Source organism: Acinetobacter sp. IRS14, assembly GCF_034650275.1.
Lineage (GTDB): Bacteria > Pseudomonadota > Gammaproteobacteria > Pseudomonadales > Moraxellaceae > Acinetobacter > Acinetobacter oleivorans.
Genome location: NZ_JAOVFN010000016.1, coordinates 1 through 23,007 on the forward strand (window position 1 = coordinate 1; position 23,007 = coordinate 23,007).

At 40.3% G+C, this 23,007-nt stretch carries 28 protein-coding genes and 1 tRNA gene; 5 read left to right on the forward strand and 24 right to left on the reverse strand.

All coding sequences use genetic code 11. The features are described from left to right. Positions 1 to 65 precede the first annotated feature (65 nt). Positions 66 to 156: transfer RNA gene (locus ODQ17_RS13550), tRNA-Ser, on the reverse strand. A gap of 261 nt (positions 157 to 417) precedes the next feature. Here ODQ17_RS13550 and rnr point away from each other — a divergent pair. From rnr to ODQ17_RS13570, 4 genes are all read left to right on the forward strand, one after another. Next, entirely contained in the window at positions 418 to 2,832 is a 2,415-nt protein-coding gene (rnr, locus tag ODQ17_RS13555) for a ribonuclease R (RefSeq protein WP_322904340.1), read from the forward strand. Between the two features lie 134 nt (positions 2,833 to 2,966). Further along, positions 2,967 to 5,021 carry a M3 family metallopeptidase gene (locus ODQ17_RS13560; RefSeq protein ID WP_322904342.1) on the forward strand — a complete coding sequence of 685 codons (2,055 nt, stop codon included), beginning with the start codon at positions 2,967 to 2,969 and terminating at the stop codon, positions 5,019 to 5,021. A 40-nt stretch (positions 5,022 to 5,061) separates the two neighbouring features. Further along, positions 5,062 to 5,271, forward strand: coding sequence for a YheV family putative zinc ribbon protein (locus tag ODQ17_RS13565; RefSeq protein ID WP_004639498.1), 210 nt, complete (start codon positions 5,062 to 5,064; stop codon positions 5,269 to 5,271). An 11-nt stretch (positions 5,272 to 5,282) separates the two neighbouring features. Further along, a complete protein-coding gene (locus ODQ17_RS13570) occupies positions 5,283 to 5,708 on the forward strand; it encodes a hypothetical protein (RefSeq protein WP_013196786.1) in 426 nt (141 codons plus the stop codon). Between the two features lie 164 nt (positions 5,709 to 5,872). Here ODQ17_RS13570 and ODQ17_RS13575 read toward each other — a convergent pair whose 3' ends face one another. The 5 genes from ODQ17_RS13575 to ODQ17_RS13595 form a co-directional block, all read right to left on the reverse strand. Beyond that, complete coding sequence (locus tag ODQ17_RS13575; protein WP_005301316.1) at positions 5,873 to 8,068, reverse strand: TRAP transporter large permease subunit; 2,196 nt, start codon at positions 8,066 to 8,068, stop codon at positions 5,873 to 5,875. A 178-nt stretch (positions 8,069 to 8,246) separates the two neighbouring features. Continuing rightward, a complete protein-coding gene (gene rrtA / locus ODQ17_RS13580) occupies positions 8,247 to 8,822 on the reverse strand; it encodes a rhombosortase (protein WP_004789598.1) in 576 nt (191 codons plus the stop codon). An 83-nt stretch (positions 8,823 to 8,905) separates the two neighbouring features. Further along, a complete protein-coding gene (locus ODQ17_RS13585; protein WP_013196784.1) occupies positions 8,906 to 9,994 on the reverse strand; it encodes a hypothetical protein in 1,089 nt (362 codons plus the stop codon). Positions 9,995 to 10,763: 769 nt separating this feature from the next. Next, positions 10,764 to 11,153, reverse strand: a complete 390-nt coding sequence (locus ODQ17_RS13590) for a hypothetical protein (protein ID WP_322904347.1) — start codon at positions 11,151 to 11,153, stop codon at positions 10,764 to 10,766. 6 nt (positions 11,154 to 11,159) lie between these two features. Further along, a complete protein-coding gene (locus ODQ17_RS13595; protein ID WP_005301304.1) occupies positions 11,160 to 11,417 on the reverse strand; it encodes an FAD assembly factor SdhE in 258 nt (85 codons plus the stop codon). A 189-nt stretch (positions 11,418 to 11,606) separates the two neighbouring features. Between ODQ17_RS13595 and ODQ17_RS13600 the strand changes: the two genes are divergently transcribed. Continuing rightward, positions 11,607 to 12,779, forward strand: a complete 1,173-nt coding sequence (locus ODQ17_RS13600) for an acyl-CoA dehydrogenase family protein (RefSeq protein WP_192835005.1) — start codon at positions 11,607 to 11,609, stop codon at positions 12,777 to 12,779. Between the two features lie 51 nt (positions 12,780 to 12,830). Here ODQ17_RS13600 and ODQ17_RS13605 read toward each other — a convergent pair whose 3' ends face one another. The 18 genes from ODQ17_RS13605 to rplN form a co-directional block, all read right to left on the reverse strand. Then, on the reverse strand, positions 12,831 to 14,321 hold the full coding sequence (locus tag ODQ17_RS13605; RefSeq protein WP_322904352.1) for a flavin-containing monooxygenase: 1,491 nt from the start codon (positions 14,319 to 14,321) through the stop codon (positions 12,831 to 12,833). Positions 14,322 to 14,502: 181 nt separating this feature from the next. Further along, positions 14,503 to 14,880 (reverse strand): 50S ribosomal protein L17, encoded by a 378-nt coding sequence (gene rplQ, locus ODQ17_RS13610; protein ID WP_002049717.1) that lies wholly within the window; start codon positions 14,878 to 14,880, stop codon positions 14,503 to 14,505. A gap of 18 nt (positions 14,881 to 14,898) precedes the next feature. Beyond that, positions 14,899 to 15,906: a DNA-directed RNA polymerase subunit alpha gene (locus ODQ17_RS13615; protein WP_003653641.1), complete on the reverse strand. Its 1,008-nt coding sequence runs from the start codon at positions 15,904 to 15,906 to the stop codon at positions 14,899 to 14,901. Positions 15,907 to 15,923: 17 nt separating this feature from the next. Then, positions 15,924 to 16,550: a 30S ribosomal protein S4 gene (rpsD, locus tag ODQ17_RS13620; protein ID WP_005301294.1), complete on the reverse strand. Its 627-nt coding sequence runs from the start codon at positions 16,548 to 16,550 to the stop codon at positions 15,924 to 15,926. Between the two features lie 12 nt (positions 16,551 to 16,562). Beyond that, positions 16,563 to 16,949, reverse strand: coding sequence for a 30S ribosomal protein S11 (rpsK, locus tag ODQ17_RS13625; protein WP_001040166.1), 387 nt, complete (start codon positions 16,947 to 16,949; stop codon positions 16,563 to 16,565). Positions 16,950 to 16,968: 19 nt separating this feature from the next. Beyond that, a complete protein-coding gene (gene rpsM, locus ODQ17_RS13630) occupies positions 16,969 to 17,325 on the reverse strand; it encodes a 30S ribosomal protein S13 (RefSeq protein ID WP_004789609.1) in 357 nt (118 codons plus the stop codon). A 105-nt stretch (positions 17,326 to 17,430) separates the two neighbouring features. After that, positions 17,431 to 17,547: a 50S ribosomal protein L36 gene (gene rpmJ / locus ODQ17_RS13635; protein ID WP_000867907.1), complete on the reverse strand. Its 117-nt coding sequence runs from the start codon at positions 17,545 to 17,547 to the stop codon at positions 17,431 to 17,433. 20 nt (positions 17,548 to 17,567) lie between these two features. Then, a complete protein-coding gene (secY, locus tag ODQ17_RS13640; protein WP_171056864.1) occupies positions 17,568 to 18,887 on the reverse strand; it encodes a preprotein translocase subunit SecY in 1,320 nt (439 codons plus the stop codon). 45 nt (positions 18,888 to 18,932) lie between these two features. Further along, complete coding sequence (rplO, locus tag ODQ17_RS13645) at positions 18,933 to 19,373, reverse strand: 50S ribosomal protein L15 (protein ID WP_004789613.1); 441 nt, start codon at positions 19,371 to 19,373, stop codon at positions 18,933 to 18,935. Positions 19,374 to 19,376: 3 nt separating this feature from the next. After that, the gene (gene rpmD, locus ODQ17_RS13650; RefSeq protein WP_000849088.1) at positions 19,377 to 19,553 is read right to left on the reverse strand and encodes a 50S ribosomal protein L30; all 177 of its coding nucleotides are present in this window, start codon (positions 19,551 to 19,553) and stop codon (positions 19,377 to 19,379) included. Positions 19,554 to 19,559: 6 nt separating this feature from the next. Beyond that, positions 19,560 to 20,057 carry a 30S ribosomal protein S5 gene (gene rpsE / locus ODQ17_RS13655; protein WP_003653653.1) on the reverse strand — a complete coding sequence of 166 codons (498 nt, stop codon included), beginning with the start codon at positions 20,055 to 20,057 and terminating at the stop codon, positions 19,560 to 19,562. A gap of 2 nt (positions 20,058 to 20,059) precedes the next feature. Further along, entirely contained in the window at positions 20,060 to 20,410 is a 351-nt protein-coding gene (gene rplR, locus ODQ17_RS13660) for a 50S ribosomal protein L18 (RefSeq protein WP_003653654.1), read from the reverse strand. 14 nt (positions 20,411 to 20,424) lie between these two features. After that, positions 20,425 to 20,958 carry a 50S ribosomal protein L6 gene (gene rplF, locus ODQ17_RS13665; RefSeq protein WP_005301272.1) on the reverse strand — a complete coding sequence of 178 codons (534 nt, stop codon included), beginning with the start codon at positions 20,956 to 20,958 and terminating at the stop codon, positions 20,425 to 20,427. A 13-nt stretch (positions 20,959 to 20,971) separates the two neighbouring features. Continuing rightward, entirely contained in the window at positions 20,972 to 21,367 is a 396-nt protein-coding gene (rpsH, locus tag ODQ17_RS13670) for a 30S ribosomal protein S8 (RefSeq protein ID WP_004789617.1), read from the reverse strand. Between the two features lie 11 nt (positions 21,368 to 21,378). After that, on the reverse strand, positions 21,379 to 21,684 hold the full coding sequence (rpsN, locus tag ODQ17_RS13675) for a 30S ribosomal protein S14 (protein WP_004789619.1): 306 nt from the start codon (positions 21,682 to 21,684) through the stop codon (positions 21,379 to 21,381). A gap of 9 nt (positions 21,685 to 21,693) precedes the next feature. Continuing rightward, positions 21,694 to 22,230, reverse strand: a complete 537-nt coding sequence (gene rplE / locus ODQ17_RS13680) for a 50S ribosomal protein L5 (RefSeq protein WP_004789621.1) — start codon at positions 22,228 to 22,230, stop codon at positions 21,694 to 21,696. A gap of 15 nt (positions 22,231 to 22,245) precedes the next feature. Beyond that, positions 22,246 to 22,563 (reverse strand): 50S ribosomal protein L24, encoded by a 318-nt coding sequence (rplX, locus tag ODQ17_RS13685; protein ID WP_322904354.1) that lies wholly within the window; start codon positions 22,561 to 22,563, stop codon positions 22,246 to 22,248. A gap of 9 nt (positions 22,564 to 22,572) precedes the next feature. Then, entirely contained in the window at positions 22,573 to 22,941 is a 369-nt protein-coding gene (gene rplN, locus ODQ17_RS13690; RefSeq protein ID WP_001982634.1) for a 50S ribosomal protein L14, read from the reverse strand. Positions 22,942 to 23,007 lie beyond the last annotated feature (66 nt).

Here is a 23,007-nt window from a genome sequence, read left to right on the forward strand (position 1 = left end):
ACTCCCGACCCCTTAGTTCGTAGCCAAGTGCTCTATCCAGCTGAGCTATGAGCGCATTAAGTAAATGGCGGTGAGAGAGGGATTCGAACCCTCGATACCAGTAATAGGTATGCTTCCTTAGCAGGGAAGTGATTTCAGCCACTCATCCACCTCACCGGAACGAGCCGCCATAATACAAACTAAAACCACATTGTTCAAGTCATCATACTGAAATTTTCTTGTTTTTTAGTTCAATGAATTATTTTTTAAGCAATTTCCTCATTATTTTCGTCTTTTTCGATCAAACGCTTGTTAAGATAGATATTATTTCTTCATCAAAATACTGTAGTGCATAACACATTATTGCAAACCTGAACGTGCAGTTCGGGTCTGCATGGCTTATGCTAAACTTATCTGCCAAGCGTGAAACAAAACGACATGACAAAAAACTGGGCTGACCCTGAAGCGAAAGCTGAAGCTGAACGTTATGACAATCCTATTCCAAGCCGTACTCTGATTTTAGATACGTTGGAGCAGTTGCAAACACCACAATCTCATGCAGAGCTTGTCGATCATTTTAATATTCATGACCAAAAAAGTATCGAAGCATTAAGTCATCGTTTAAGTGCTATGGTTCGTGATGGTCAAATCATGAAAGACGGTTTTAAATTTCAGTTGGTGGCAGATCAACCAACATATGAAGCAACTGTTTATATTAATAGTAAAGGTTTAGGTACAGCACATATTGATGGTCAAACTGATCTTTTACTTCCTGAACGTGAATTACGTTTAGTATTTAATGGTGACCGAGTTAGAGTGCGCCAGACTTCAGTAGACCGTAAAGGTAAACCTTGGGGTTTTATTACAGAAGTTTTACAGCATCGTGTTAAACAATTAATTGGTAAATTGTCAGTTCATGAGGGTGAATATTTTATTCAACCCAACAATCCTAATCAGCATCAGCCTATTCCTTTAGAAAAAGAACTCGTAAAACATGCTGAGGCGAATGTTGGCGATATGCTACGTGTTGCAATTGATAGCTATCCGACCCGTGAAGAGTTTTCAACAGCACATATTATTCAGTCTATGGCAGACAAAGCTGATACAGAAATTATCATTCCACAAACCATTCTTGAATTTGGTTTGCCATATGAATTTCCAGCTCAGGTATTAAAAGAAGCAGAAAGTTTTAAAGAGCCATCTGCTCAAGACCGTGAGGGTCGTATTGATTTAAGAGATTTAGCATTAGTTACAATTGATGGTGAAGACGCTCGAGATTTTGACGATGCAGTTTATGCAGAAAAACGTCCGGGTGGTGGTTACCGCGTTGTAGTCGCAATTGCCGATGTAAGCCATTATGTACGCTTAGACTCAGCCCTCAACGAAGAAGCAGAAGAACGAGGCACTTCGGTATATTTCCCACACTTCGTATTACCAATGCTACCAGAGGCTTTGTCAAACGGCTTGTGTTCTCTGAACCCTCATGTAGACCGCTTATGTATGGTCTGCGACCTTAAGCTCTCTCGTTCAGGCCGTGTAACTGGTTACGATTTTTATCCGTCGGTTATGCACTCAAAAGCACGTTTGACCTATACACAGGTAGCGCAATACTTTGAAGGTGCAACAGATGCGATTCCAAAAGATCGTGATGTTCATAAATCTTTAAATACACTTTTCCAGCTTTATCAAATTTTGAAAAACTTGCGTGCTGACCGCCATGCAATGGAATTTGAAACCATTGAAACGTACATGACTTTTGATGAGCTGGGCGGGATTAAAGAAATTTTGCCACGTACACGTAATGAAGCACATAAGCTCATTGAAGAATGTATGTTGCTTGCTAACGTTGCTGCAGCTGAATATGCATTAGAACATGATGTTCCAATGTTATATCGTGTGCATGAAGCTCCAGAGTTTTCACGTATTCAGAAAGTAAAAGACTTTGTGAAATTGCTTGGTCTACCCTTCCCTGATCAACCAACTCAAGCAGACTATCAAAAAGTTATTGAAGCGACCAAAGACCGTATTGATGCTCCAAGTATTCATGCCGTTTTATTACGCTCAATGATGCAAGCTTATTATGGTGCAAAAAATGCGGGGCACTATGGTTTGGCTTATGAAGCCTATACCCATTTCACTTCGCCAATCCGCCGTTACCCAGATTTATTGTTACACCGTGCTATTAAGGCACACTTGAAACAAAAGCCTTATCCACTCTCTGGTGCTGCGCTTGATGATGCTGGTGAACATTTTTCTCAAACTGAACGCCGTGCAGATGAAGCTTCTCGTAGCGTAACAACTTGGTTGAAGTGTCACTATATGCAACAGCATTTGGGTGATGAGTTTATTGGTATCGTAAGTGCAGTAACCGAATTTGGTTTATTCATTACGCTTAAAGATCTATATGTCGATGGCATGATTCATATTAGCCAACTCGGCGATGACTTCTTTATTTATGACCAAGCGAGCCAAAATCTGGTAGGTCAAAATCGTGGTCAAGTCTTTGGTTTAGGCGATGAAGTTAAAATTCAGGTTGCTGGCGTAAATCTTGAAGAACGTAAAATTGACTTCCAGCTTCTTCAGCAAATCACGCATGCAGGAAGAGTCGTTCGAAGCCGAGCTCCACGCACAACTAAAACATCTTCACAGGCAACTGAAGAAGTTTTCAGTAAACCAACAAGTAGTGATGGTGAAAGACCTGTTCATAAAAAGAAAGAAAAAGCCAAGGCGAGTTCTTATACTAAAAAATCTGGTAAAAAACCTTCTGCAAAAGCCGAAAGTAAACCAGAAAAAGTAAAGAAAAAGTCTAAGCCTAAAAAGAAAAAGGCCAATGCAAAATCAAAGGCTGAATAATTAAATACTAGATGTTGCTAGCCTAGAAATAAGTCCCGATTTGGGACTTATTTCTTTTTAAAAAGCTTATTTTGCACATTAAACTTGATTTCTGGCTTGAGAGGACCTACATCTAATAACATGTTTAAAAAATAATGTGGCTAACAGCAATGACTTTACAGCAAGCGACCTTACCAACCCCGCGTTTTGATGAAATTAAATTAGAAAATTTAAAACAAGACATCCAACAAGCGATTCAAGCAGGCCAAGAATTTTTAAATACTCTTACCGCTGTACCTACCGATACCGCTCAACAACTTGTCGTACTTGAACAAGTCGATACACTTGAAAACAATCTTAGTGAATCATGGGGTGTTTTATCACATTTAAATGCGGTGATGAACAATGCTGAAACCAGAGAAGTCTATCAATCGTTATTACCAGCTTTGAGTGAATATTACACTCAACTTGGTCAACACACGGCGCTCTATCAAACTTATCAGCATATCCATGATGGTCAGGGTTATACCTCTCTTAGTCCAGCCCAACAAAGTGCTATTCGTCTCGCTTTACGTGATTTTAAACTTTCTGGTGTGGCTTTAGAGGGTGAAGAAAAAAAACGCTATGCAGATATTTCTGCTCGCCTTTCACAGCTTTCTTCTGATTTTTCTAACCACGTACTTGATGCAACACAAGCGTACTTTAAACCGCTTACAGAAACTGAGCTAAAAGGTCTTCCTGAAAGTAATGTTGAGTTATTAAAACAATACGGTAAACAACGTGAACTCGATCAAGCTGTAGCAACTCTAGATTTCCCAGCTTATTTTGCAATCATGACTTATGCAGATGACCGCGCTTTGCGTGAAGAGCTTTACAGAGCTTATGTCACTCGTGCATCTGATCAGTCGGAACAAACTGAGTTTGATAACAGCAAAATTATGGAAGAAATTTTAAGTCTTCGTCAGGAAATGGCGAAACTACTTGGTTTCAATAACTACGCTGAATATTCTCTTGCAAGCAAAATGGCACCAGATGTAAAAACGGTACATGACTTTTTAGTTGATCTCGCTGAGCATGCTCGAGCCCCTGCTCTTCAAGAAATTGCTGAACTTCAAGAGATTGCCAAGCAAGATGGTGTTGACGAACTTAAACCTTGGGATAGTACTTACTATTCTGAAAAGCTCAAACAGCAACAATTCAACTTATCGCAAGAGGCATTAAAACCGTACTTCCCTGCACCTAAAGTCATTCAGGGTTTATTTCAGATCGTGCAGCGCTTATATGGTATTAGCATCATCGAAAGACAAGCACCAGTCTGGCACCCAGATGCACGTTATTTTGAATTAGAAGACCAAGGCCAAGTGATTGGTGGATTCTTCTTTGACATCTATGCACGTACGGGTAAACGTGGCGGTGCATGGATGAATGGTTTCCGTTCACGCATGCAAACTGTTCATGGTTTACAAAAACCAATTTGCTACATGGTGTGTAACTTCACGCCTCCAGTAGGTGATCAACCTGCTTTACTCACCCATGATGAAGTAATCACGTTATTCCATGAGTTTGGACATGGTTTACATCATATGCTAACCGAAGTAGATAATATTTCAGTTGCAGGAACTCATGGTGTTGCTTGGGATGCAGTAGAGCTACCAAGCCAGTTCATGGAATTCTGGTCATGGGATAAAGAAAGCCTAGATGTATTAAGTGAACACATCGATAGTAAACAAACTTTGCCACAAGAATTACTCGATGCTTTATTAAATGCGCGATTCTTCCAGTCTGGTATGCAAACTTTACGTCAGCTTGAATTTGCATTGTTTGATTTGACTATTCACACTAAAACACCTGCTTTGAATAGTGAGCAAATTCAGCAGACCCTAGATGATATTCGTAAGCAGTACGCAGTTGTTCCAGCTGTGGACTACAACCGCTTCCAACATAGCTTCAGTCATATTTTTGCTGGTGGATATGCGGCGGGTTATTACTCTTACAAATGGGCAGAAGTTTTAGCGAGTGATGCATTTGATCGTTTTGAACACGAAGGTATTTTCAACACTCAAACTGGTAAAGAATTCCGTCAGGCAATTTTAGCAGTGGGTGGTAAAGATACTGCACTTGAAGCATTTGTGAGTTTCCGTGGCCGTGAACCTAAAATTGATGCACTGTTACGTCATCAAGGTTGGACGAATGACAGTAAAACCGCTTAAACTATGGGTCTAAATTGATCGTGTGGTTAGGGTGATAAAGATGAAAAAACGTTTCATTGCTGGGGCTAAATGTCCAAAATGTGAAGCAACAGATCGGATTGTCATGCTAACCACCGCTGAAGACGAATGGATTGAATGTATCGAATGCGGTTATAGTGAAAATCGTCCGACTCATATTGATGAGCCTGAAGCACCCGCTGTACCTGATGAAGTTGGAGTAATACAGTTCAAGCCTCGTCGTCCTGACTAAAGGTCTTAGAGATGCCACTACAAAGAAAACAAAACTCAAAACTATTGTGGATTTTAATTGGGGGCTTAAGCATTCTTGTAGTGCTTTTTTTAGCTGCACAATGGTTTTTCAAAAAAACCGAGTCATCCGCACCAATGGTTGATCCTCAACCTGTTTCGACACCCGCTCCTGCTAAAACCACGGATCCATCATCAAGTTCAGAACCTGTAGCAGAAGCTGCAAGTTCACAACAGCTTGTGAATGAAGATGTACTCAAACAGCCTGTACCAGCTCAAGAGTCTTTAGCAAAAGAAGAAGTGTCTAAACTCGATGACATCCATCGCCAGCTAAAAGATCAGGAAGCAACTTTAAAAGCTCAGCATGCTGATGCTGATCAATTAACTAAACTCAAAGAAGAACAAGTTAAATTGCTTGAAGCTCAGCTCAAACAGCAATAGTTTTTCAATGGGAAATAAAAAAGCTAAAGATAGATAACTTTAGCTTTTTTTATTTTAATTCATAACTCTAGCCATTCTTTTTTCCTAAATTTATTGAATCCTCTTAATAAAAAAAGCCCTCCATTTAGGAAGGCTTTTTTGTATAACCGATACTTTAATTTAAGTTAATGATACCAACCGAATAACTTAAATACATATGGCACATAAGTAACCAATACTAGTGATGAGAACAAGACAATAATTGGTAGCAACCAGCGCTCATAGCGGAAGTAGAAGCTTGTATATTTCTCTTTCGCTTCAGCATCAGCAGCGTTCACTTCATCATCTCCGACGGACAACCGCGTGAGTAGATGGTTCAAGGCAACTGGTGGAGTTACATAACCAAATTCGAATGCAACCAACACAATCATCCAGAAGTGAATTGGATGGATGCCATTTTCGTATGCTACAGGCGCAATGGTTGCAGCAACTAAAATTACAGCACCAAATGGATCTGTACACATACCAATAATAGCAAGTAACAGTGCAATACATGCCAGTGATATATAGATACTGCCTAAATGAGTCGGCAATAATTCAACCACTTCAGAACGTTCAATTAAACCACCAACACTTGCAGACAATGCCATCAGAATAATTAGTGCACCAATATGGCCTACAGTTTCTGAAGTTGCAAAACGAAGCGCTCCACCAAAACCAAGACGGAATTGAGAACTATGCGGATCATGCGCTCGAAGGAATGGTGATTTCTGTTCGTGTTCACGAACAATCGCCTCATGAATATTGATCGCAGGAGTTTCTTTTGTAGCGACCAATTTGTCATACAAAATCATTGCAATCAGAACTAATGGCAAAATTACTGGGGCAGTAAATTCATTCATTCCTGTGTCTAGCGCATATTTATAAATAGCAAGAACAACAGCAGTGATCAGAATGTATGGAATTACAGGTACAAAGGCACGCATCATGCCCGGAATCGCAACTTTTGGTGAATTTACACGGAACTTCTCTTCAGCCAAGAGTAATGAAACACCCAAGAAAATAAATGCTGTTAACCAAAATACATAGACACCATGGCCAAACAACTCATCGGACGTTACATGACGACTGTCCAGCATTGCAATTAAAACAACCAGTAGACATGGGCGTACTACCACACCTAAAGAACCTGACATTGCAGATACAGCCAATGCATATTGACGGCGAGCACCCGCATTCCAGACTTCTTTATAAATAATTGCACCTGCTGCAATAACGAAAATACCTGACGCGCCTGTATAAGCCGTCGGTACCGCAGCTGCAATTAGAATTAACCATGTTAAGGTTTCTGGTGCCAAATTCCATGGACGAAGCACATTAAGGAACAAGTCCATAACACGTGTTTGAGTTAAAAGCATACCTGCCCAAATAAACAAGGCAAGGTTTAAGAAAATACCTGAGAACTCAACCAACAAGCCAAGGTAAATCCCTTGCCCCATTGGATAATCCATAAAGAATGTGAATACTATGCCCGTAATCAAAGCCATGTAAGCATATAAAGGTACACTTAATAAGGCTAAACCAATATTACCGCCTTCACGTTTTGCTGGTGGTGAAAAAAATAGTTGATAAAGACTAATTAAAGTCAGAACAACGAATAGAATCATCCAAATCCAGTAAATGGTTACTGTTTCATAGGTAGGTGTCACACCAGAGTTAATGACTGAACGATACTGACTAATTACAGAGAAACTGAGTAGCGCATTACCAATCACCATAAAGATTGAATAGACTTTGTAATCGATTTTTGTTGCTGGATTACGTAAGCCAATATGGTGAAATTTTAACGATGCAGTAATCGCAGAAATTAGAACCATAAAGATCAGTAAAATTGCGCGGTTTTCTGTACCAAATTTAAAAATACCAAAGAAACCAGTCTCGATGGCACGGTAAGTACGCACACCAGGGTTAGCTTCGATATATTTAATTGTCTTGTCATATGCTTGATATTTCTCGTCACATTGTTGCTGCGCTGCGAGAAGCGATGCACGGACATCACTTTCCGATGCTGCACCAAAGAAACTCGAAAAATCATCAGATGCATTCGCTTTCATTTGTTCTTTTACTTGAGCATCGATATTTGGATGTCGATCACAAGTCGGCTTTTCAGGTTCAGCACGCAAAAATGAATATTGCATGCCTATCGCAGGATCACCATAAAGACGTTCCCCGATACGTAATAATTGCCCGTGGATCATCTCCCCGGTACCAATGATTAGTGTCATTAATAGTAGAATGAGGATGACGAATGTTGAGATCCATTCGTTCCAGATATAACCCAACAGACCTAATCCAGATCTTTTTTCCTGATGTTCTTGCATAAATATTCCAATTTTGTTCTCTCAAAAACCTGAAAAACAGGAGCTTGAGTCATGCAATTTTCTTGGTCAGGGGTTAATTCCTTCCCCCTTCTACCAATCCCTTTATTCAACGATCAAATTTGCATCAAACTTTGTTAATAAAGAATGACTAAAATCACTTTTTTAACAGTTTGTATTGTCAATATTTCTTTTTTAATCTTTGAGCAAGCCAATAGCAGCCCCCAAAGATTGCTCCACCAATTGCTCCATATAAATGAGCTTCAGTTAAGACTGGGCTCCCTATTAACTGGGCAGTTCCTGTTTGTCCAAAAGTATTTTCCCATATCAGTTTTGCAATAATTAATCCTAAGACCAGAAAAGCAAAATTCCGTTCTTTACGATATTGCAAATAAACTAAAGCAACTGCTGTATATAGCCCATGTAAAACACCTGACAAACCAGCATATGCCTCGATATAAGGTAAATAAAAATAGAAGACCAAGCTAATGAACGGTGGCAACAGTAAAAGTAGACTTAAAAGATGCCACGCTTTGGTGTGCGGAAAGATAAACGGTAAACAGGCGAATGCCATCATGTTTAAAAGGAAATGAATCCACCCTACGTGTACCCAATGTGCAGTCCATAAACGCCAGAATTCACCAAGTAAACTTTCCCGCCAATAAATAAAAGTATCAGGAAATACTTGTAGACATGCAGATATGGAAATGCACACTGCGACCAAAAGCACTTTATTATTCAGTACATGATCTTTCATGGCACACTCCTTGAAATTAAACTTCTTACAATTATTGTAGAACTTAACAATAGACTCGCAAGAAGTTAGTCTTTCAAATATGTTTACTGTGCGGCTGGTGGAGCAGATGAATCCGCAGGAGCTTCAGATGCGGCTCCGCCATCAAATAACTCGTCTAGCTCTGCTGCACCTTCGTTCTTATCATCCCAGAAATGTGACATACCATCATCTCCAGTACGCACACCTGTATGCTCAGTCCAGTAACGGTCAGAAATACCGCGTACAATCAGACCAGCCATACTATCGATTAACTTAAAGTTCGGATTAACAGGCTTATCATCAGCTTGAGAGGCAGCATAGGATCTTAATGCATCACGGATTTTTGCATCATCACCACTTGCTTGAGCAGCTACCGCATATAACGCATGAGATAAGCGAACACCTTTTTGCTCACCGATTTGCACTGATTGCTTTAATGTCTGATATGGATCAGGTTTTCCTTCATCTGCCCCAGGTAATAAAGTCCAGATAACAGCACGTGTTGCGTTAGGTGCTCCCCAGAATTTTTCATTATCAAGACAGACCATGCCACGCTCTACAATAGCAGCGATATCTTTTGGAACATTGACTGCGCCACCAGAGTTAATATCATTGGTCACAGCCTGAAGGCCACTAATCATTCCAAGTAAATAAACTGTTTGATCAGTATCACTACGCATCGTTGGACAAGAATCACCTAAATGGTATTTATATTTAGATTCCCAACGATCAGCGAACAACTTATAGCCTGTATATTGACGCTCAGCAGCAATTGCTGCCCAGCGCTTTTGTGCAATACGTGCATCTTGAGCTTCAGTTACTTGCCCTGCTTTTGATGCACGCAAATAACGTAATTCCTGTTCTAATGCTTGATTCTCAGCACATACACCTGAAGCTGCATACATTAATACCGCAACACGCGTTGGATCTGCACCCATACCTTTAGTAGACATGATTGCTGGTGTTAAGGCACTACCAGTATTACAAACCATTTCAGCATCTTGCATTGCCAGAATAGGCGGAACGACGTGCTTTTCCGTAAAACCTAAAGCAACATTTGCTCCGGTTTTCACGACGTATGAACAACCTGATAAAACTGAAGCTGCAAGAAAACTCATCGCCAAACCTTGGCTTATTTTTTGGACTTTAGACATCTTCCTGTCCTCTATGTAATTTGTTTTTTCCTTTTCAGATGTACATTAGCAGATGCATATCTTGAATAAAAGAGTAATTACTCTAATTGTAGCGCTTATACTTTGACACACTTCACAGCAGATAAAATTGACAGTTTTTCAGGGAAACAGAAATTTTAGGCAAAAAAAAGTAGCATTGCGACGGTTCAGCACATGCTACTTATTAACTGAGATAAGCTTTTAACGGCTTATATTATTTTTGTTCTATATAATCCTTAAGTAAAGTTCCTGCTCTTCCTACTACCACAGCCATAACTACTGCAATTAACAGAAACATCCACATTGAAATCTCCATGAGAGACCTCCTTACTACAATCGCACCCAGTTATAAACTGGACACTTGATGAAATTAATCGACTAACCAATTTAATAATTGACTGATCGACGACCTTGCATCCTCTGTCTCTTAACTTTGTTAAAATTAACTCGGTTAAGATGTTCCCTGAGTAAAGTTCCTGCTCTTCCTATCACCACTGCCAGAATGATGGCAATGACCAAGAACGACCATGTTGGCATCTCCATTTTGAGACCTCCGACACACTTTACGTTGGTGTTTGTACTTTAACCGATCAAATAGGTACCCATAGGTGAAATTGTCAGACAATTGTATTTCCTTGGCTTTTTTCTATATTTTAATTAGACAATCCTGAGTTCAAGCAAAAAAATAAACATTAAATTATTGTTTTTTATAATTTTTAAATAAATATACAAATGTAGAATTGTCTAACAATTAATGAAGTTTCTGTAGGACTTTTAACTTTTTCCAATACTGTAAAGGAAGTTGATCAAACCAGATTATGGCTACTTTCACAGGTGCTCCCTCAAAATAAACAACCATAAATAGCTGATAATCAATTATTTTATTAATTTCTACACAGTGAATAACTTTTTTAGGAAGATAGGCAACTGACCAAGATTTTTGATCTAAATATGCAATTTGAGAAATTCGTGATTGTTTTAAAAACAATAGAAAACCAATAGATAAAAGGATCAGGCTAACTAGCCACCACATAGGTGATAACAGTTGATAAAGTAGGATTGCTAAACACAAGCCAATAAAAAGCTGAAATATTATCGAGAAACGACTATATTTCAGCTCAAAATTCAATTCTTTTATCAAAACAGTTTAGCCATGTACGTACTGTTTTAATTTATAAATAAATTCACGTAACTCTGTGCGTGGAGGTTCAGAAACTTCCATGAACCAATCTAGCAAATCTGGATCTTCTTGTTCGACTAATTCTGCAAATAAGGCCTTCTCTGCCGGATCCGCAGTTAGATAATAGTTTTTTACATAAGGGTCAAAATAGACGTCAATTTCTTTTAAGCCGCGGCGTGCTCGATAAATTACTTTACGTTCTTCCAAGGTCATTTCGTCAGACATTTATTTCCCCATCTGCGTTGATAGTGCGCCTAGTTTACCTGATCACATTCCAAAGATCGCTAAAAATATCAAATTGACCAAATTTATCATCTTGTACTCATAATTGAGCATTCATCACATTGTTCGCCATGAAATGCTTCCGTATGTTTAAGGAAATAACATCACACCTGAACCAAGGAAGAAATACAAATGCAATCTGGTGCCATCCGTCCTATTCCAAATATGTTACCGAGAAAACTATTTAACGAAGAGCATGAAGCTTTTCGCGAGACAGTACGTAAATTCTATGAAAAGGAAGTTGTTCCCAATATTGAAAAATATGAAAAACAGCAACATGTTGATCGAGATCTTTGGAATAAGGCTGGAGAATTAGGTCTTCTTTGCACCACAATGCCAGAGCAATATGGTGGGTCTGGAGTAGACCGTTTGTACAGTATGATCTTAATTGAAGAACAAGCTTATGCTATGGATTCTAGTACGGGCTTTTCTTTACATTCAGATATTGTTGCCAATTATGTAAATAACTTTGGTAATGAAGAACAAAAACAAAAGTGGTTACCAAAAATGGCAACCGGAGAAGTGGTCACGGCTATTGCCATGACTGAGCCTGGTACTGGTTCTGATTTACAAGCAGTGAGAACCACAGCTGTACTTGATGGTGATGATTATGTCATTAATGGTTCTAAAATTTTCATTACCAATGGCTACTTATGTGACATGGTCGTAGTCGTTTGTAAAACGGGTAATAACGACAAAGGTTCAGCGAACTTATCACTCATTATTGTTGAAGCAGACCGAGCTGGTTTTAGCAAAGGTAAGCCTCTTAATAAAATTGGCATGAAAGGCCAAGATACGTGCGAATTATTTTTTGATAACGTTCGTGTTCCTAAAGAAAATCTCTTAGGTATGGAAGGCATGGGCTTTATTATGCTCATGAAAGAATTGGCTTGGGAACGAATGCTAGTCGCTATTATTTGTCAGGCAGGCGCTGAAGCTGCATTTGCGCATACTGTCCAATATACAAAAGACCGTAAAGCATTTGGCAAACCTGTTAGTGCATTTCAAAATACGCGTTTTAAACTTGCTGAACTGAGAACAGAAATCGATTTCTGCCGTACCTATCTAGATCGTTGTATGGAATTACAACTTGAAGAAAAATTGAGTGTGGAAGCGGCCGCAGCTGCTAAATATAAAATTTCAGACATGTTCTCAAAAGTTGTAGATGAATGTCTTCAATTACATGGTGGTTATGGTTACATGCTTGAATATCCGATTGCGCGTGCCTACATAGATCACCGAGCAAATCGAATTTATGCAGGTACCAATGAAATTATGAAAGAATTAATCTCTAGGACACTTTAATAAATTCAATATAAAAGGGGCATTACGCCCCTTTTATTTATCTAATATCTATTAAGATACTAGTTTTGGCTTACGCTCATTCGTTTCTGAACGTTTATGAAAATGTAGAACACCATCTTCAAATTTTGAATTTTTAAGCGACTTTCTATCTTCTAAATAGTTATTAGTAACTTGCCATGGAGCATGCTTACCTTGTTTTGGAAGTTCATGTGCCGCACGACTGATATAACCTGAAGATAATTTACCCATTACAGTATCTTCTTCCATTTCAGTCTTATCACCAGACGGAACTACTTCATCATAACTATTTTTGTCCATATAGTTTAACAAGCGACAAATATATTCCGCAGCGATATCGACCTTAAGCGTCCATGATGCATTTACATAGCCAATAATCATGGCCATATTTGGTACATCACTCAACATCACGCCGTTATAAAGCATATGTTCAGATGAATTAAGAGCTTTACCATCAATAGTAGCCTGAACCCCACCCATAATTTGAACTTGCAAACCAGTTGCAGAAATCACAATATCCGCATCAAGATGTTTACCAGATTTAAGTAAAATACCTTTTTCAGTAAATTTCTCAACTTGATCTGTTTCTACACTCGCTTTACCTTCACGCAAAATCTTAAATAAGTCACCATCTGGTACCACACATAGACGTTGATCCCAAGGATTGTATGAAGGTGTAAAATGCTTCATATCAACTTTACCCTTTAACTGCACTTCAATTGCTTTTAAGAGTAAACGACGTACAGTCTTTGGATGCTTCTGAGACAATGCATAAATAGCGCGCTGCATACCAATATTACGTGCACGGGTAAATTTATAAGCCGCTTCTTCAGACATAAATTTACGCGTTTTTTCATAAATAAAGTCGATAGACGGTACACTAGCAATATACGTTGGTGAACGCTGCAACATTGTTACATGACCAGCCCCACCTTTCGCCATTGCAGGTACTAAAGTAATCGCTGTTGCACCACTACCAATAATAACGACCTTTTTACCTGTGTAATCTAAATTTTCAGGCCAATGCTGCGGGTGAATAAGTTGCCCTTGAAAAGCTTCTTGATTTGGGAAAGAAGGCGCATATCCTTGGTCATAGTTATAGTAACCAGTACACCCTACAACAAAATTAGCAATCCAAGTCTGTTGTTTTTTCTTGCTATCTTCAATTACAACCTGCCATTTCTTTGATTCAGAATCATAATTAGCAGAAAGTACACGATGACCAAAGTGAATTTTTTCTTTTAATTTATATTCATCAATAACTTCGCCTAGATATCCTTTGATAGAAGCACCATCAGCTAATACATTCGCTTTACACCACGGCTTAAAATTAAAACCAAATGTGGACATATCTGAGTCTGAGCGAATACCTGGATAACGGAAAAGATCCCATGTTCCACCAAAAGATTCACGACGCTCTAAAATTTCAAATTGGCGTTGTGGAGAATTTTTTGATAAATGGGCAGCAACTCCAATTCCTGAGATACCTGCGCCAATGATTAAAATATCAACTTGCTTTTCCATTTTATTTTTATACCCATTGTTGAGAATATAAGTTTATTAAAGCACAATTTTGACAATACACAATGTCAAGTTTGACCATTTATCCGTTTTTTTATGTCACTTGAGGACATTTTTATAATTTTACTACTTATCAAAAATAAAAAAGACCGGTATAAAACCGGTCTTTTTTGAATAAAATCAATTATTCAGCTGAAGTATTCACTTCACGATCTACTAGCTCAACGTAAGCCATCGGTGCTGCATCACCAGCACGGAAGCCCGCTTTAAGAACACGTAGATAACCGCCGTTACGTTCTTTGTAACGAGGGCCGAGTACGGTAAATAATTTACCTACAGTTGCAGCATTACGAGTACGAGCAAATGCTAAACGACGATTTGCTACAGTATCGTTTTTTGCTAGAGTGATTAAAGGCTCAGCAACACGACGTAATTCTTTAGCTTTAGGAACAGTTGTTTTGATCAACTCGTGTTCAAATAAAGAATTAGCCAAGTTTTGGAACATCGCTTTACGATGGCTGCTTGTACGGCCTAATTTCACACCACTATTACGATGACGCATGGTGATAGTCCTACTTAATTAACGGCTACGATAGGCAAAACGGTCGTCCATACGAAGACTAGCTGGTGGCCAGTTTTCAAGACGCATACCGAGTTGTAAGCCTTTCGATGCCAAAACATCTTTGATCTCTGTTAACGATTTTTTACCAAGGTTAGGAGTTTTTAACAACTCAACTTCAGTACGTTGAACAAGATCACCAATGTAGTAAATATTTTCTGCTTTCAAACAGTTAGCAGAACGAACAGTAAGCTCTAGATCATCTACTGGGCGAAGCAAGATTGGGTCAACTTCTTCACGAGGCTCTTGAGCAACTGGAGTTTGGTCTTTCTGAAGATCAACAAAAATTGCAATTTGTTGTTGCAAGATTGTTGCCGCTTTGCGGATTGCTTCTTCAGGATCAACCGTTCCATTTGTCTCGAGGTCGATTACCAGTTTATCTAAATCGGTACGTTGTTCTACACGCGCATTTTCAACGGTGTAAGAAACACGCTTAATCGGGCTATAAGAAGCATCTAATTGCAAACGACCAACAGGACGTGTTTCACCTTCAGGGAAACGAGAATCAGATGTTTCATAACCACGACCTTGAGCAACCTTCAAGCGCATTTTTAATGAGCCTGAAGCACTCAAAGTACCGATCAAATGTTCTGGGTTAACCACTTCAACATTATGAGGTAAACGAAGGTCAGCAGCAGTAATTTCGCCAGGACCTTGTTTCTCTAATGTTAAATATGCTTCATTTTGATCGAACAGCTTAATAGACAATCCTTTTAGGTTCAGCAAGAGCTCGACGATGTCCTGCTGCAAGCCTTCTAAAGTACTGTACTCGTGCTCGACACCTTCTATCTCTACTTCAACCACAGCAGCGCCAGGTAAAGAAGACAATAGAATGCGACGTAAAGCATTACCTAGAGTATGGCCAAAACCACGCTCTAAAGGTTCTAGAATCACTTTTGCCGAGGTCCCGCTAACCGCTTCGACCTTGATCGCTTGCGGAGTTAGAAACTCGTTTGCAGTACGCGTCATTATTGCTACCTCAAGGATTATTTAGAATACAATTCTACAATCAAGCTTTCATTGATTTCAGCAGGTAAATCAGCACGATCTGGTGCAGCTTTAAACGTACCTTCAAGCTTAGAATGATCAACATCGATCCAAGCTGGAATACCACGTTGTGCAGCTAACTCAATCGCGTTTTTAATACGCAATTGTTGTTTAGCACCTTCGTGAACCGCAATTACATCACCAGCTTTAACTTGAATAGATGCGATGTTTACACGACGACCATTCAAAGTAATGCTACGGTGACTTACTAACTGACGAGCTTCTGCACGTGTAGAACCAAAACCCATGCGATAAACAACGTTATCAAGACGGCTTTCAAGCAATTTCAACAAGTTCTCACCTGTTGCGCCTTTAACACGAGCTGCTTCTTTATAGTAGTTACTAAATTGACGTTCTAACACACCGTAAATACGACGGACTTTTTGTTTTTCACGTAATTGTAGTGAATACTCAGATTGCTTACCACCGCGTGCCTGACCATGTTGACCAGGTGCTTTGTTAGCTTTTTTAGTTTTGACGTCAAAAGGTTTAACGCCAGATTTAAGTTGCAGGTCTGTCCCTTCGCGGCGAGAGAGTTTGCATTTTGGACCAATATAACGAGCCATGAATGTTTCTCCTTACACGCGACGTTTTTTAGGTGGACGGCAACCGTTGTGAGGAATTGGCGTCACATCGGTAATGCTGTTAATTTTATAACCCACTGCGCCTAATGCACGAACCGCAGACTCACGACCTGGACCAGGACCTTTTACAAGGACATCCAGATTTTTCAAACCGTAATCTAAAGCTGCTTTACCAGCAACTTCAGCTGCTACCTGAGCAGCAAACGGAGTTGATTTACGTGAACCACGGAAGCCTTGTCCACCAGAGGTGGCCCAAGCCAATGCATTACCTTGACGATCAGTAATCGTAACAATGGTGTTATTAAAAGACGCGTGAATGTGTGCAACACCTTCAGAGACGGTACGAGTGACCTTCTTGCGTGTGCGAGTATCTTTAGCCATCTTTTAGCTTCCAGAAATCTTACTTTTTAATCGGTTTGCGCGGACCTTTACGGGTACGTGCGTTAGTTTTGGTGCGTTGACCACGGACAGGCAAGCTGCGACGATGGCGAAGGCCGCGATAGCAACCCAAATCCATTAAACGTTTAATGTTCATGGAAATTTCGCGACGTAAGTCACCTTCGGTAGGAACCTTAGCAACTTCTGCACGAATCGCATCAAGCTGAGCATCGTCCAACTCACGGATCTTAGTAGTTTCAGTAATACCAACTGTAGCTAAGATATTCTTAGCAGTATGGCGACCGACACCAAAGATGTAAGTGAGGGAGATAACAGCATGCTTGTTATCCGGAATGTTTACACCGGCAATACGAGCCATTCACTTTCTCCAAAAAGGCAGTAGAGATAATCAACCGCCCCACAAAATCTTGAGGGGCGGATATTAACCCAATTCGCCTACTGAAATCAACAGGTCTTGATTAGATTAACCTTGACGCTGCTTATGACGAGGTTCTGCGCTACAAATTACGCGAATAACCCCATTACGACGGATAACTTTACAGCTACCACAAATTTTCTTTACAGAAGCTTGTACTTTCATGATGAAACCTCTAAGTGCGCTTATCCCTTAGGATGAGCAGTCGTTTTTCTCATTAATGTTTGATTATCATATTGATGAGATGTTAAGTGCGCTTGTAGCTGAGCCATAAAGTCCATAACAACGACAACTACGATTAGTAATGATGTACCACCCAAAGAGAATGGAATACCAAAAGAACTTTGTAGAATCATTGGCATTAAACAAATGACCGTAATATAAATCGCACCAATAAACGTCAAACGATTAAGAATATGATCTAAGTAACGAGCAGTTTGCTCACCTGGGCGAATACCAGGCACATAAGCTCCGCTGCGTTTTAGATTTTCTGATACTTCCTTAGGGCTAAATACTAAAGCCGTATAAAAGTAACAGAAAAAGATAATTAACGCACCAAAGAGCACCAAATACAAAGGCTGTCCAGGCGACAATACTAAAGCTAAATCTTGTAAGCTACGCTTAATTAATCCAGCATTTGCATCTGCACTTCCCACCCATTGACCAAGACTCGCTGGGAACAATAGTAAAGAACTTGCAAAAATCGCAGGAATCACACCAGCCATATTAATTTTTAATGGCAAATGTGTCTGCTGTGCTGTAAATATACGACGACCTTGTTGCTTTTGTGCATAATTCACTGGAATACGACGTTGTGCTTTTTCAATAAACACAATGGCAGCCAGCACACCTACAGACAAAAGACCAAAGATCACAAGACCAATTAAGCTTGTCTGACCATTATCTACTGATGAAACTGATTGCATAATTAATTTAGGCAAACCAGAAACAATACCAGCAAAAATAATCATTGAGATACCGTTACCAATACCTCTTTCAGTGATTTGTTCACCTAGCCACATTAAGAACATAGTTCCAGCGACAAGTGAAGTAACCGCTGGTATATAAAACTCAAGACCAACTGACAGAGTAATACCCTGACCAATCAAACCTGCGCACATACCAACTGCCTGAACCACTGCAAGCAACAACGTACCCTGACGCGTATATTGATTAATTTTACGCTTACCTTGCTCACCTTCCTTTTTCAAGGCTTCTAGTGAAGGAATTACCGTAGACATTAACTGCACAATAATTGATGCAGAAATGTAAGGCATAATTCCTAAAGCAAGAATAGACATTCGCTCTAAAGCACCGCCAGAAAACATATTGAATAGCCCAAGAATAGTTCCTTGGTTCGCATGAAATAAATTTTCTAACGCAGCATTATTAATGCCTGGTACTGGAATATGCGCTCCTAGTCGAAAGACCAGCAATGCACCGATTAGAAAACTCATCCGGCGAATAATTTCACGATATTTCACGTGAAATGGCTGACCTTTCATCATGTTGACATGACCTGAAGAACTAGGAGACATAGACACTCGAGATTACTCCTCGACTTTGCCGCCAGCTGCTTCAATTGCAGCTTTAGCGCCTTTAGTCAATGCAACACCTTGAACAGTGAATGCACGAGTGATTTCACCAGAAAGTACGATACGAGCACGAACTTGGTCACGACGAACAACATTCGCAGCTTTCAAAGTTTCTAGGCTAACGATGTCGCCTTCAACTTTGCTTAACTCAGATAAACGTACTTCAGCAGTTTTTAAAGCGATTTGGCTAGTGAAACCGAATTTAGGTAAACGACGATAAATCGCTGTTTGACCGCCTTCAAAGCCTGGACGAACGCCACCACTTTTACGTGATTTTTGACCTTTGACACCACGGCCACCAGTCTTACCAACGCCAGAACCGATACCACGGCCTAAACGACGGTTTTCACGTTTTGCACCTTCCGCAGGCGCAAGCTCATTTAAACGCAGAGTCATGGCTTATTCCTCTACACTAACCATATAGTAGACTTTGTTGATCATACCGCGGTTAGAAGGCGTATCTTGCACTTCTACAGTATGACCAATACGACGCAGACCTAAACCTTGTAAGCAAAGCTTGTGATTTTTCAAGCGATGTGAAGAAGATTTAGTCTGGGTAACTTTAATCGTTTTCATGATTGATTACCCTTGAATTTCTGCTACTGATTTACCACGTTTCGCAGCGACTTTCTCAGGAGAAGTCATATCACGCAAACCTTTGAAAGTTGCGTTTACTACGTTTGCAGCATTAGTAGAACCATAACATTTAGCAAGTACGTTATGCACGCCCGCAGCTTCTAGAACGGCACGCATTGCGCCACCAGCGATTACGCCAGTACCTTCAGAAGCAGGTTGCATGTATACACGGCTTGCGCCATGACGAGCATTCACAGGGTGTTGTAAAGTAGTACCTGCAAGGTCTACAGTAATCATGTTGCGACGTGCAGCTTCAAGTGCTTTAGAAATAGCAGCTGGAACTTCACGTGCTTTACCACGACCAAAACCAACACGACCATTACCATCACCCACAACAGTTAATGCTGTGAAAGAGAAGATACGACCGCCCTTAACAACTTTGGCTACACGATCAACGGCAACCAGCTTTTCAACAAGACCTTCGTTTTGTTCAACTTTAGCCATGATTAGAACTCCAAGCCGTTTTCACGAGCAGCATCAGCCAAGGCTTTGATACGACCATGATATTTAAAACCAGAACGGTCAAATGCAACTTTAGTTACACCAGCTGCTTTCGCGCGTTCTGCGATTAAAGCACCTACTTTAGTAGCCGCGTCTACATTACCTGTAGTACCGCTACGTAAAGATGCATCCAAAGTTGAAGCTTGCGCTAAAACTTTGCCACCATCTGCTGAAATAACTTGAGCATAGATGTGACGCGGAGTGCGGTTTACACACAAACGAGTCGCACCCAATGCACGGATGTGCAAGCGTGTGCTTTTCGCACGACGCAAACGGGTTTGTTTCTTTTCGTTCATAAGAACCTCGCGCCTTATTTCTTCTTAGCTTCTTTACGAAGAATGACTTCATCCGAATAGCGAACACCTTTACCTTTATATGGTTCAGGAGCACGATACGCACGGATTTCTGCCGCTACTTGACCTAACAACTGCTTGTTTGCTGATTTCAAAATGATTTCAGTTGCAGTTGGAGTTTCCGCTGTTACACTTTCAGGTAAAGCGTAGTCAATTGGGTGTGAGTAACCAAGGTTAAGGTTTACAACAGTACCCTTAACCGCAGCTTTATAACCAACACCAACTAGCTGCAACTTACGTTCGAAGCCTTCACTAACCCCTTTTACAAGGTTATTCAATACAGCGCGAGCAGTACCAGCTTGCATCCAAGCATCTTTCGATTCTTTAACTGGAGCAAGTTGAAGTTTACCTTCTTCCTGTTTTAGCTCGACCAGCGCATGCAGGTTGAAAGACAACGTACCTTTGCTGCCTTTCACTTCGACCTGCCGGCCGTTCTGAGTAACTGTTACACCATTCGGTACAGTTACTGGGGCTTTAGCCACACGAGACATGAGGAATCACCTATTAAGAAACAAAAGCAATAACTTCACCACCAACGCCCGCAGCACGTGCAGCGCGATCAGTCATGATGCCTTTGCTTGTAGAAACAATTGCAATACCTAAACCTTGCTTAACGCTTGGAAGTTTATCTTTACCACGGTATTGGCGAAGACCTGGACGGCTTACGCGCTTAACCATTTCGATAACTGGTTTGCCTTCGAAATATTTTAAAGTAATTGTCAAAGTAGATTTTGTCTCTTCTTGAGCAACTTCTACGTTTGAAACATAACCTTCTTGTTGAAGTACGTTTGCAATTGCAACTTTCAACTTAGAAGAAGGCATAGAAACAGTTTGTTTCTTAGCCATTTGTGCGTTACGAACACGTGTTAGCATGTCGGCAACGGTATCTTGCATACTCATTTAGTCGCTCCTTACCAGCTTGCCTTAACAACGCCTGGTACATCACCCTGCATTACTGTGTCACGTAATTTGTTACGGCTTAAACCGAACTTACGGAAGTAACCATGAGGACGACCAGTTAAACCACAACGGTTACGAAGACGTACCGGAGATGCATTACGTGGCAACGCTTGTAACTTTAACATCGCTTCGAAACGTTCTTCTTCACTTGCATTTACGTTTGCAATCGTAGCTTTTAATTCAGCACGTTTTGCAGCGTATTTAGCAACTGTTTTTTCGCGTTTCAATTCGCGATTAACCATACCTTTCTTAGCCATATCGACCTCTTATTTGAACGGGAAGCCGAATGCACGCATAAGCGCACGGCCTTCGTCATCGGTGCGAGCAGTCGTAGTAATAGTAATATCCATACCACGAATACGATCAATCTTATCGAAATCGATTTCAGGGAAAACGATTTGCTCTTTCAAACCCATTGAGTAGTTACCACGACCATCAAATGATTTCGAAGAGAAACCACGGAAGTCACGGATACGAGGGATTGCGATTGAGATCAAACGGTCCAAGAATTCGTACATTTGGTCGCCACGTAAAGTAACTTTACAACCAATCGGCCAACCGTCACGGATTTTAAAACCAGCGATAGATTTGCGAGCAAGTGTAATTACTGGTTTTTGACCAGCAATTAATTGCATGTCGACTACAGCGCCATCTAATAATTTCTTATCAGTTGCAGCTGCGCCTACACCCATGTTTAGGGTAATTTTTGTGATGCGTGGAATTTCCATCACGTTCTTAATGCTAAGTTCTTCTTTTAACTTTGCTTTAAGTTCATCATTGTAACGTGCTTTAAGTCTGGCCATTGCCTTTTCAACCTATTACTTCGCTACCGCCACTGATTCACCATTTGATTTATAAACGCGAGTTTTCACGCCATCAATCACTTGGTAACCAACACGGTCAGCCTTCTGGGTTGTAGCATTTAAAATTGCCACGTTTGAAATATGAAGCGAAGCTTCTTGAGTAACGATACCGCCTTCAGCGCCAGTTACACGATTCGGCTTTTGATGCTTCTTCACTAAGTTAAGGCCTTCAACCTTAACGAGGTCTTCAGAAACAGACAATACAGTACCCTGTTTGCCTTTTTCTTTACCTGCGATCACGATAACTTGATCGCCTTTTTTAATCTTAGCCATGATTGCCTCTTATAGAACTTCAGGAGCCAATGAAATGATTTTCATGAACTGTTCAGTACGAAGTTCACGAGTCACTGGTCCGAAGATACGAGTAGCAATCGGAGCTTTGTTGTTGTTCAGGATAACTGCAGCATTATCATCAAAACGGATCACAGAACCATCTGGACGACGAATGCCGAATTTAGTACGAACTACAACCGCATTCATCACGTCACCTTTTTTAACACGTGCGCGTGGGATTGCTTCTTTTACAGTAACTTTAATAATGTCGCCAACAGAAGCATAACGACGATGTGAACCACCAAGTACTTTAATACATTGTACGCGGCGAGCACCACTGTTGTCTGCTACGTCGAGCATAGTTTCGGTTTGAATCATTGCCCTACTCCAAAACCGAGCATCACCGGTCACAATTTCGAAAGGCTCAAAGAGTACTCGAAATTG

What these genes read in the sequence shown, in the direction of transcription:
- rnr (WP_322904340.1), top strand. Translation starts at nt 418, where the DNA reads ATGACAAAAAACTGGGCTGACCCTGAAGCGAAAGCTGAAGCTGAACGT.
- ODQ17_RS13560 (WP_322904342.1), top strand. Translation starts at nt 2,967, where the DNA reads ATGTGGCTAACAGCAATGACTTTACAGCAAGCGACCTTACCAACCCCG.
- ODQ17_RS13565 (WP_004639498.1), top strand. Translation starts at nt 5,062, where the DNA reads ATGAAAAAACGTTTCATTGCTGGGGCTAAATGTCCAAAATGTGAAGCA.
- ODQ17_RS13570 (WP_013196786.1), top strand. Translation starts at nt 5,283, where the DNA reads ATGCCACTACAAAGAAAACAAAACTCAAAACTATTGTGGATTTTAATT.
- ODQ17_RS13575 (WP_005301316.1), bottom strand. Translation starts at nt 8,068, where the DNA reads ATGCAAGAACATCAGGAAAAAAGATCTGGATTAGGTCTGTTGGGTTAT.
- rrtA (WP_004789598.1), bottom strand. Translation starts at nt 8,822, where the DNA reads ATGAAAGATCATGTACTGAATAATAAAGTGCTTTTGGTCGCAGTGTGC.
- ODQ17_RS13585 (WP_013196784.1), bottom strand. Translation starts at nt 9,994, where the DNA reads ATGTCTAAAGTCCAAAAAATAAGCCAAGGTTTGGCGATGAGTTTTCTT.
- ODQ17_RS13595 (WP_005301304.1), bottom strand. Translation starts at nt 11,417, where the DNA reads ATGTCTGACGAAATGACCTTGGAAGAACGTAAAGTAATTTATCGAGCA.
- ODQ17_RS13600 (WP_192835005.1), top strand. Translation starts at nt 11,607, where the DNA reads ATGCAATCTGGTGCCATCCGTCCTATTCCAAATATGTTACCGAGAAAA.
- ODQ17_RS13605 (WP_322904352.1), bottom strand. Translation starts at nt 14,321, where the DNA reads ATGGAAAAGCAAGTTGATATTTTAATCATTGGCGCAGGTATCTCAGGA.
- rplQ (WP_002049717.1), bottom strand. Translation starts at nt 14,880, where the DNA reads ATGCGTCATCGTAATAGTGGTGTGAAATTAGGCCGTACAAGCAGCCAT.
- ODQ17_RS13615 (WP_003653641.1), bottom strand. Translation starts at nt 15,906, where the DNA reads ATGACGCGTACTGCAAACGAGTTTCTAACTCCGCAAGCGATCAAGGTC.
- rpsD (WP_005301294.1), bottom strand. Translation starts at nt 16,550, where the DNA reads ATGGCTCGTTATATTGGTCCAAAATGCAAACTCTCTCGCCGCGAAGGG.
- rpsK (WP_001040166.1), bottom strand. Translation starts at nt 16,949, where the DNA reads ATGGCTAAAGATACTCGCACACGCAAGAAGGTCACTCGTACCGTCTCT.
- rpsM (WP_004789609.1), bottom strand. Translation starts at nt 17,325, where the DNA reads ATGGCTCGTATTGCCGGTGTAAACATTCCGGATAACAAGCATGCTGTT.
- rpmJ (WP_000867907.1), bottom strand. Translation starts at nt 17,547, where the DNA reads ATGAAAGTACAAGCTTCTGTAAAGAAAATTTGTGGTAGCTGTAAAGTT.
- secY (WP_171056864.1), bottom strand. Translation starts at nt 18,887, where the DNA reads ATGAAAGGTCAGCCATTTCACGTGAAATATCGTGAAATTATTCGCCGG.
- rplO (WP_004789613.1), bottom strand. Translation starts at nt 19,373, where the DNA reads ATGACTCTGCGTTTAAATGAGCTTGCGCCTGCGGAAGGTGCAAAACGT.
- rpmD (WP_000849088.1), bottom strand. Translation starts at nt 19,553, where the DNA reads ATGAAAACGATTAAAGTTACCCAGACTAAATCTTCTTCACATCGCTTG.
- rpsE (WP_003653653.1), bottom strand. Translation starts at nt 20,057, where the DNA reads ATGGCTAAAGTTGAACAAAACGAAGGTCTTGTTGAAAAGCTGGTTGCC.
- rplR (WP_003653654.1), bottom strand. Translation starts at nt 20,410, where the DNA reads ATGAACGAAAAGAAACAAACCCGTTTGCGTCGTGCGAAAAGCACACGC.
- rplF (WP_005301272.1), bottom strand. Translation starts at nt 20,958, where the DNA reads ATGTCTCGTGTGGCTAAAGCCCCAGTAACTGTACCGAATGGTGTAACA.
- rpsH (WP_004789617.1), bottom strand. Translation starts at nt 21,367, where the DNA reads ATGAGTATGCAAGATACCGTTGCCGACATGCTAACACGTGTTCGTAAC.
- rpsN (WP_004789619.1), bottom strand. Translation starts at nt 21,684, where the DNA reads ATGGCTAAGAAAGGTATGGTTAATCGCGAATTGAAACGCGAAAAAACA.
- rplE (WP_004789621.1), bottom strand. Translation starts at nt 22,230, where the DNA reads ATGGCCAGACTTAAAGCACGTTACAATGATGAACTTAAAGCAAAGTTA.
- rplX (WP_322904354.1), bottom strand. Translation starts at nt 22,563, where the DNA reads ATGGCTAAGATTAAAAAAGGCGATCAAGTTATCGTGATCGCAGGTAAA.
- rplN (WP_001982634.1), bottom strand. Translation starts at nt 22,941, where the DNA reads ATGATTCAAACCGAAACTATGCTCGACGTAGCAGACAACAGTGGTGCT.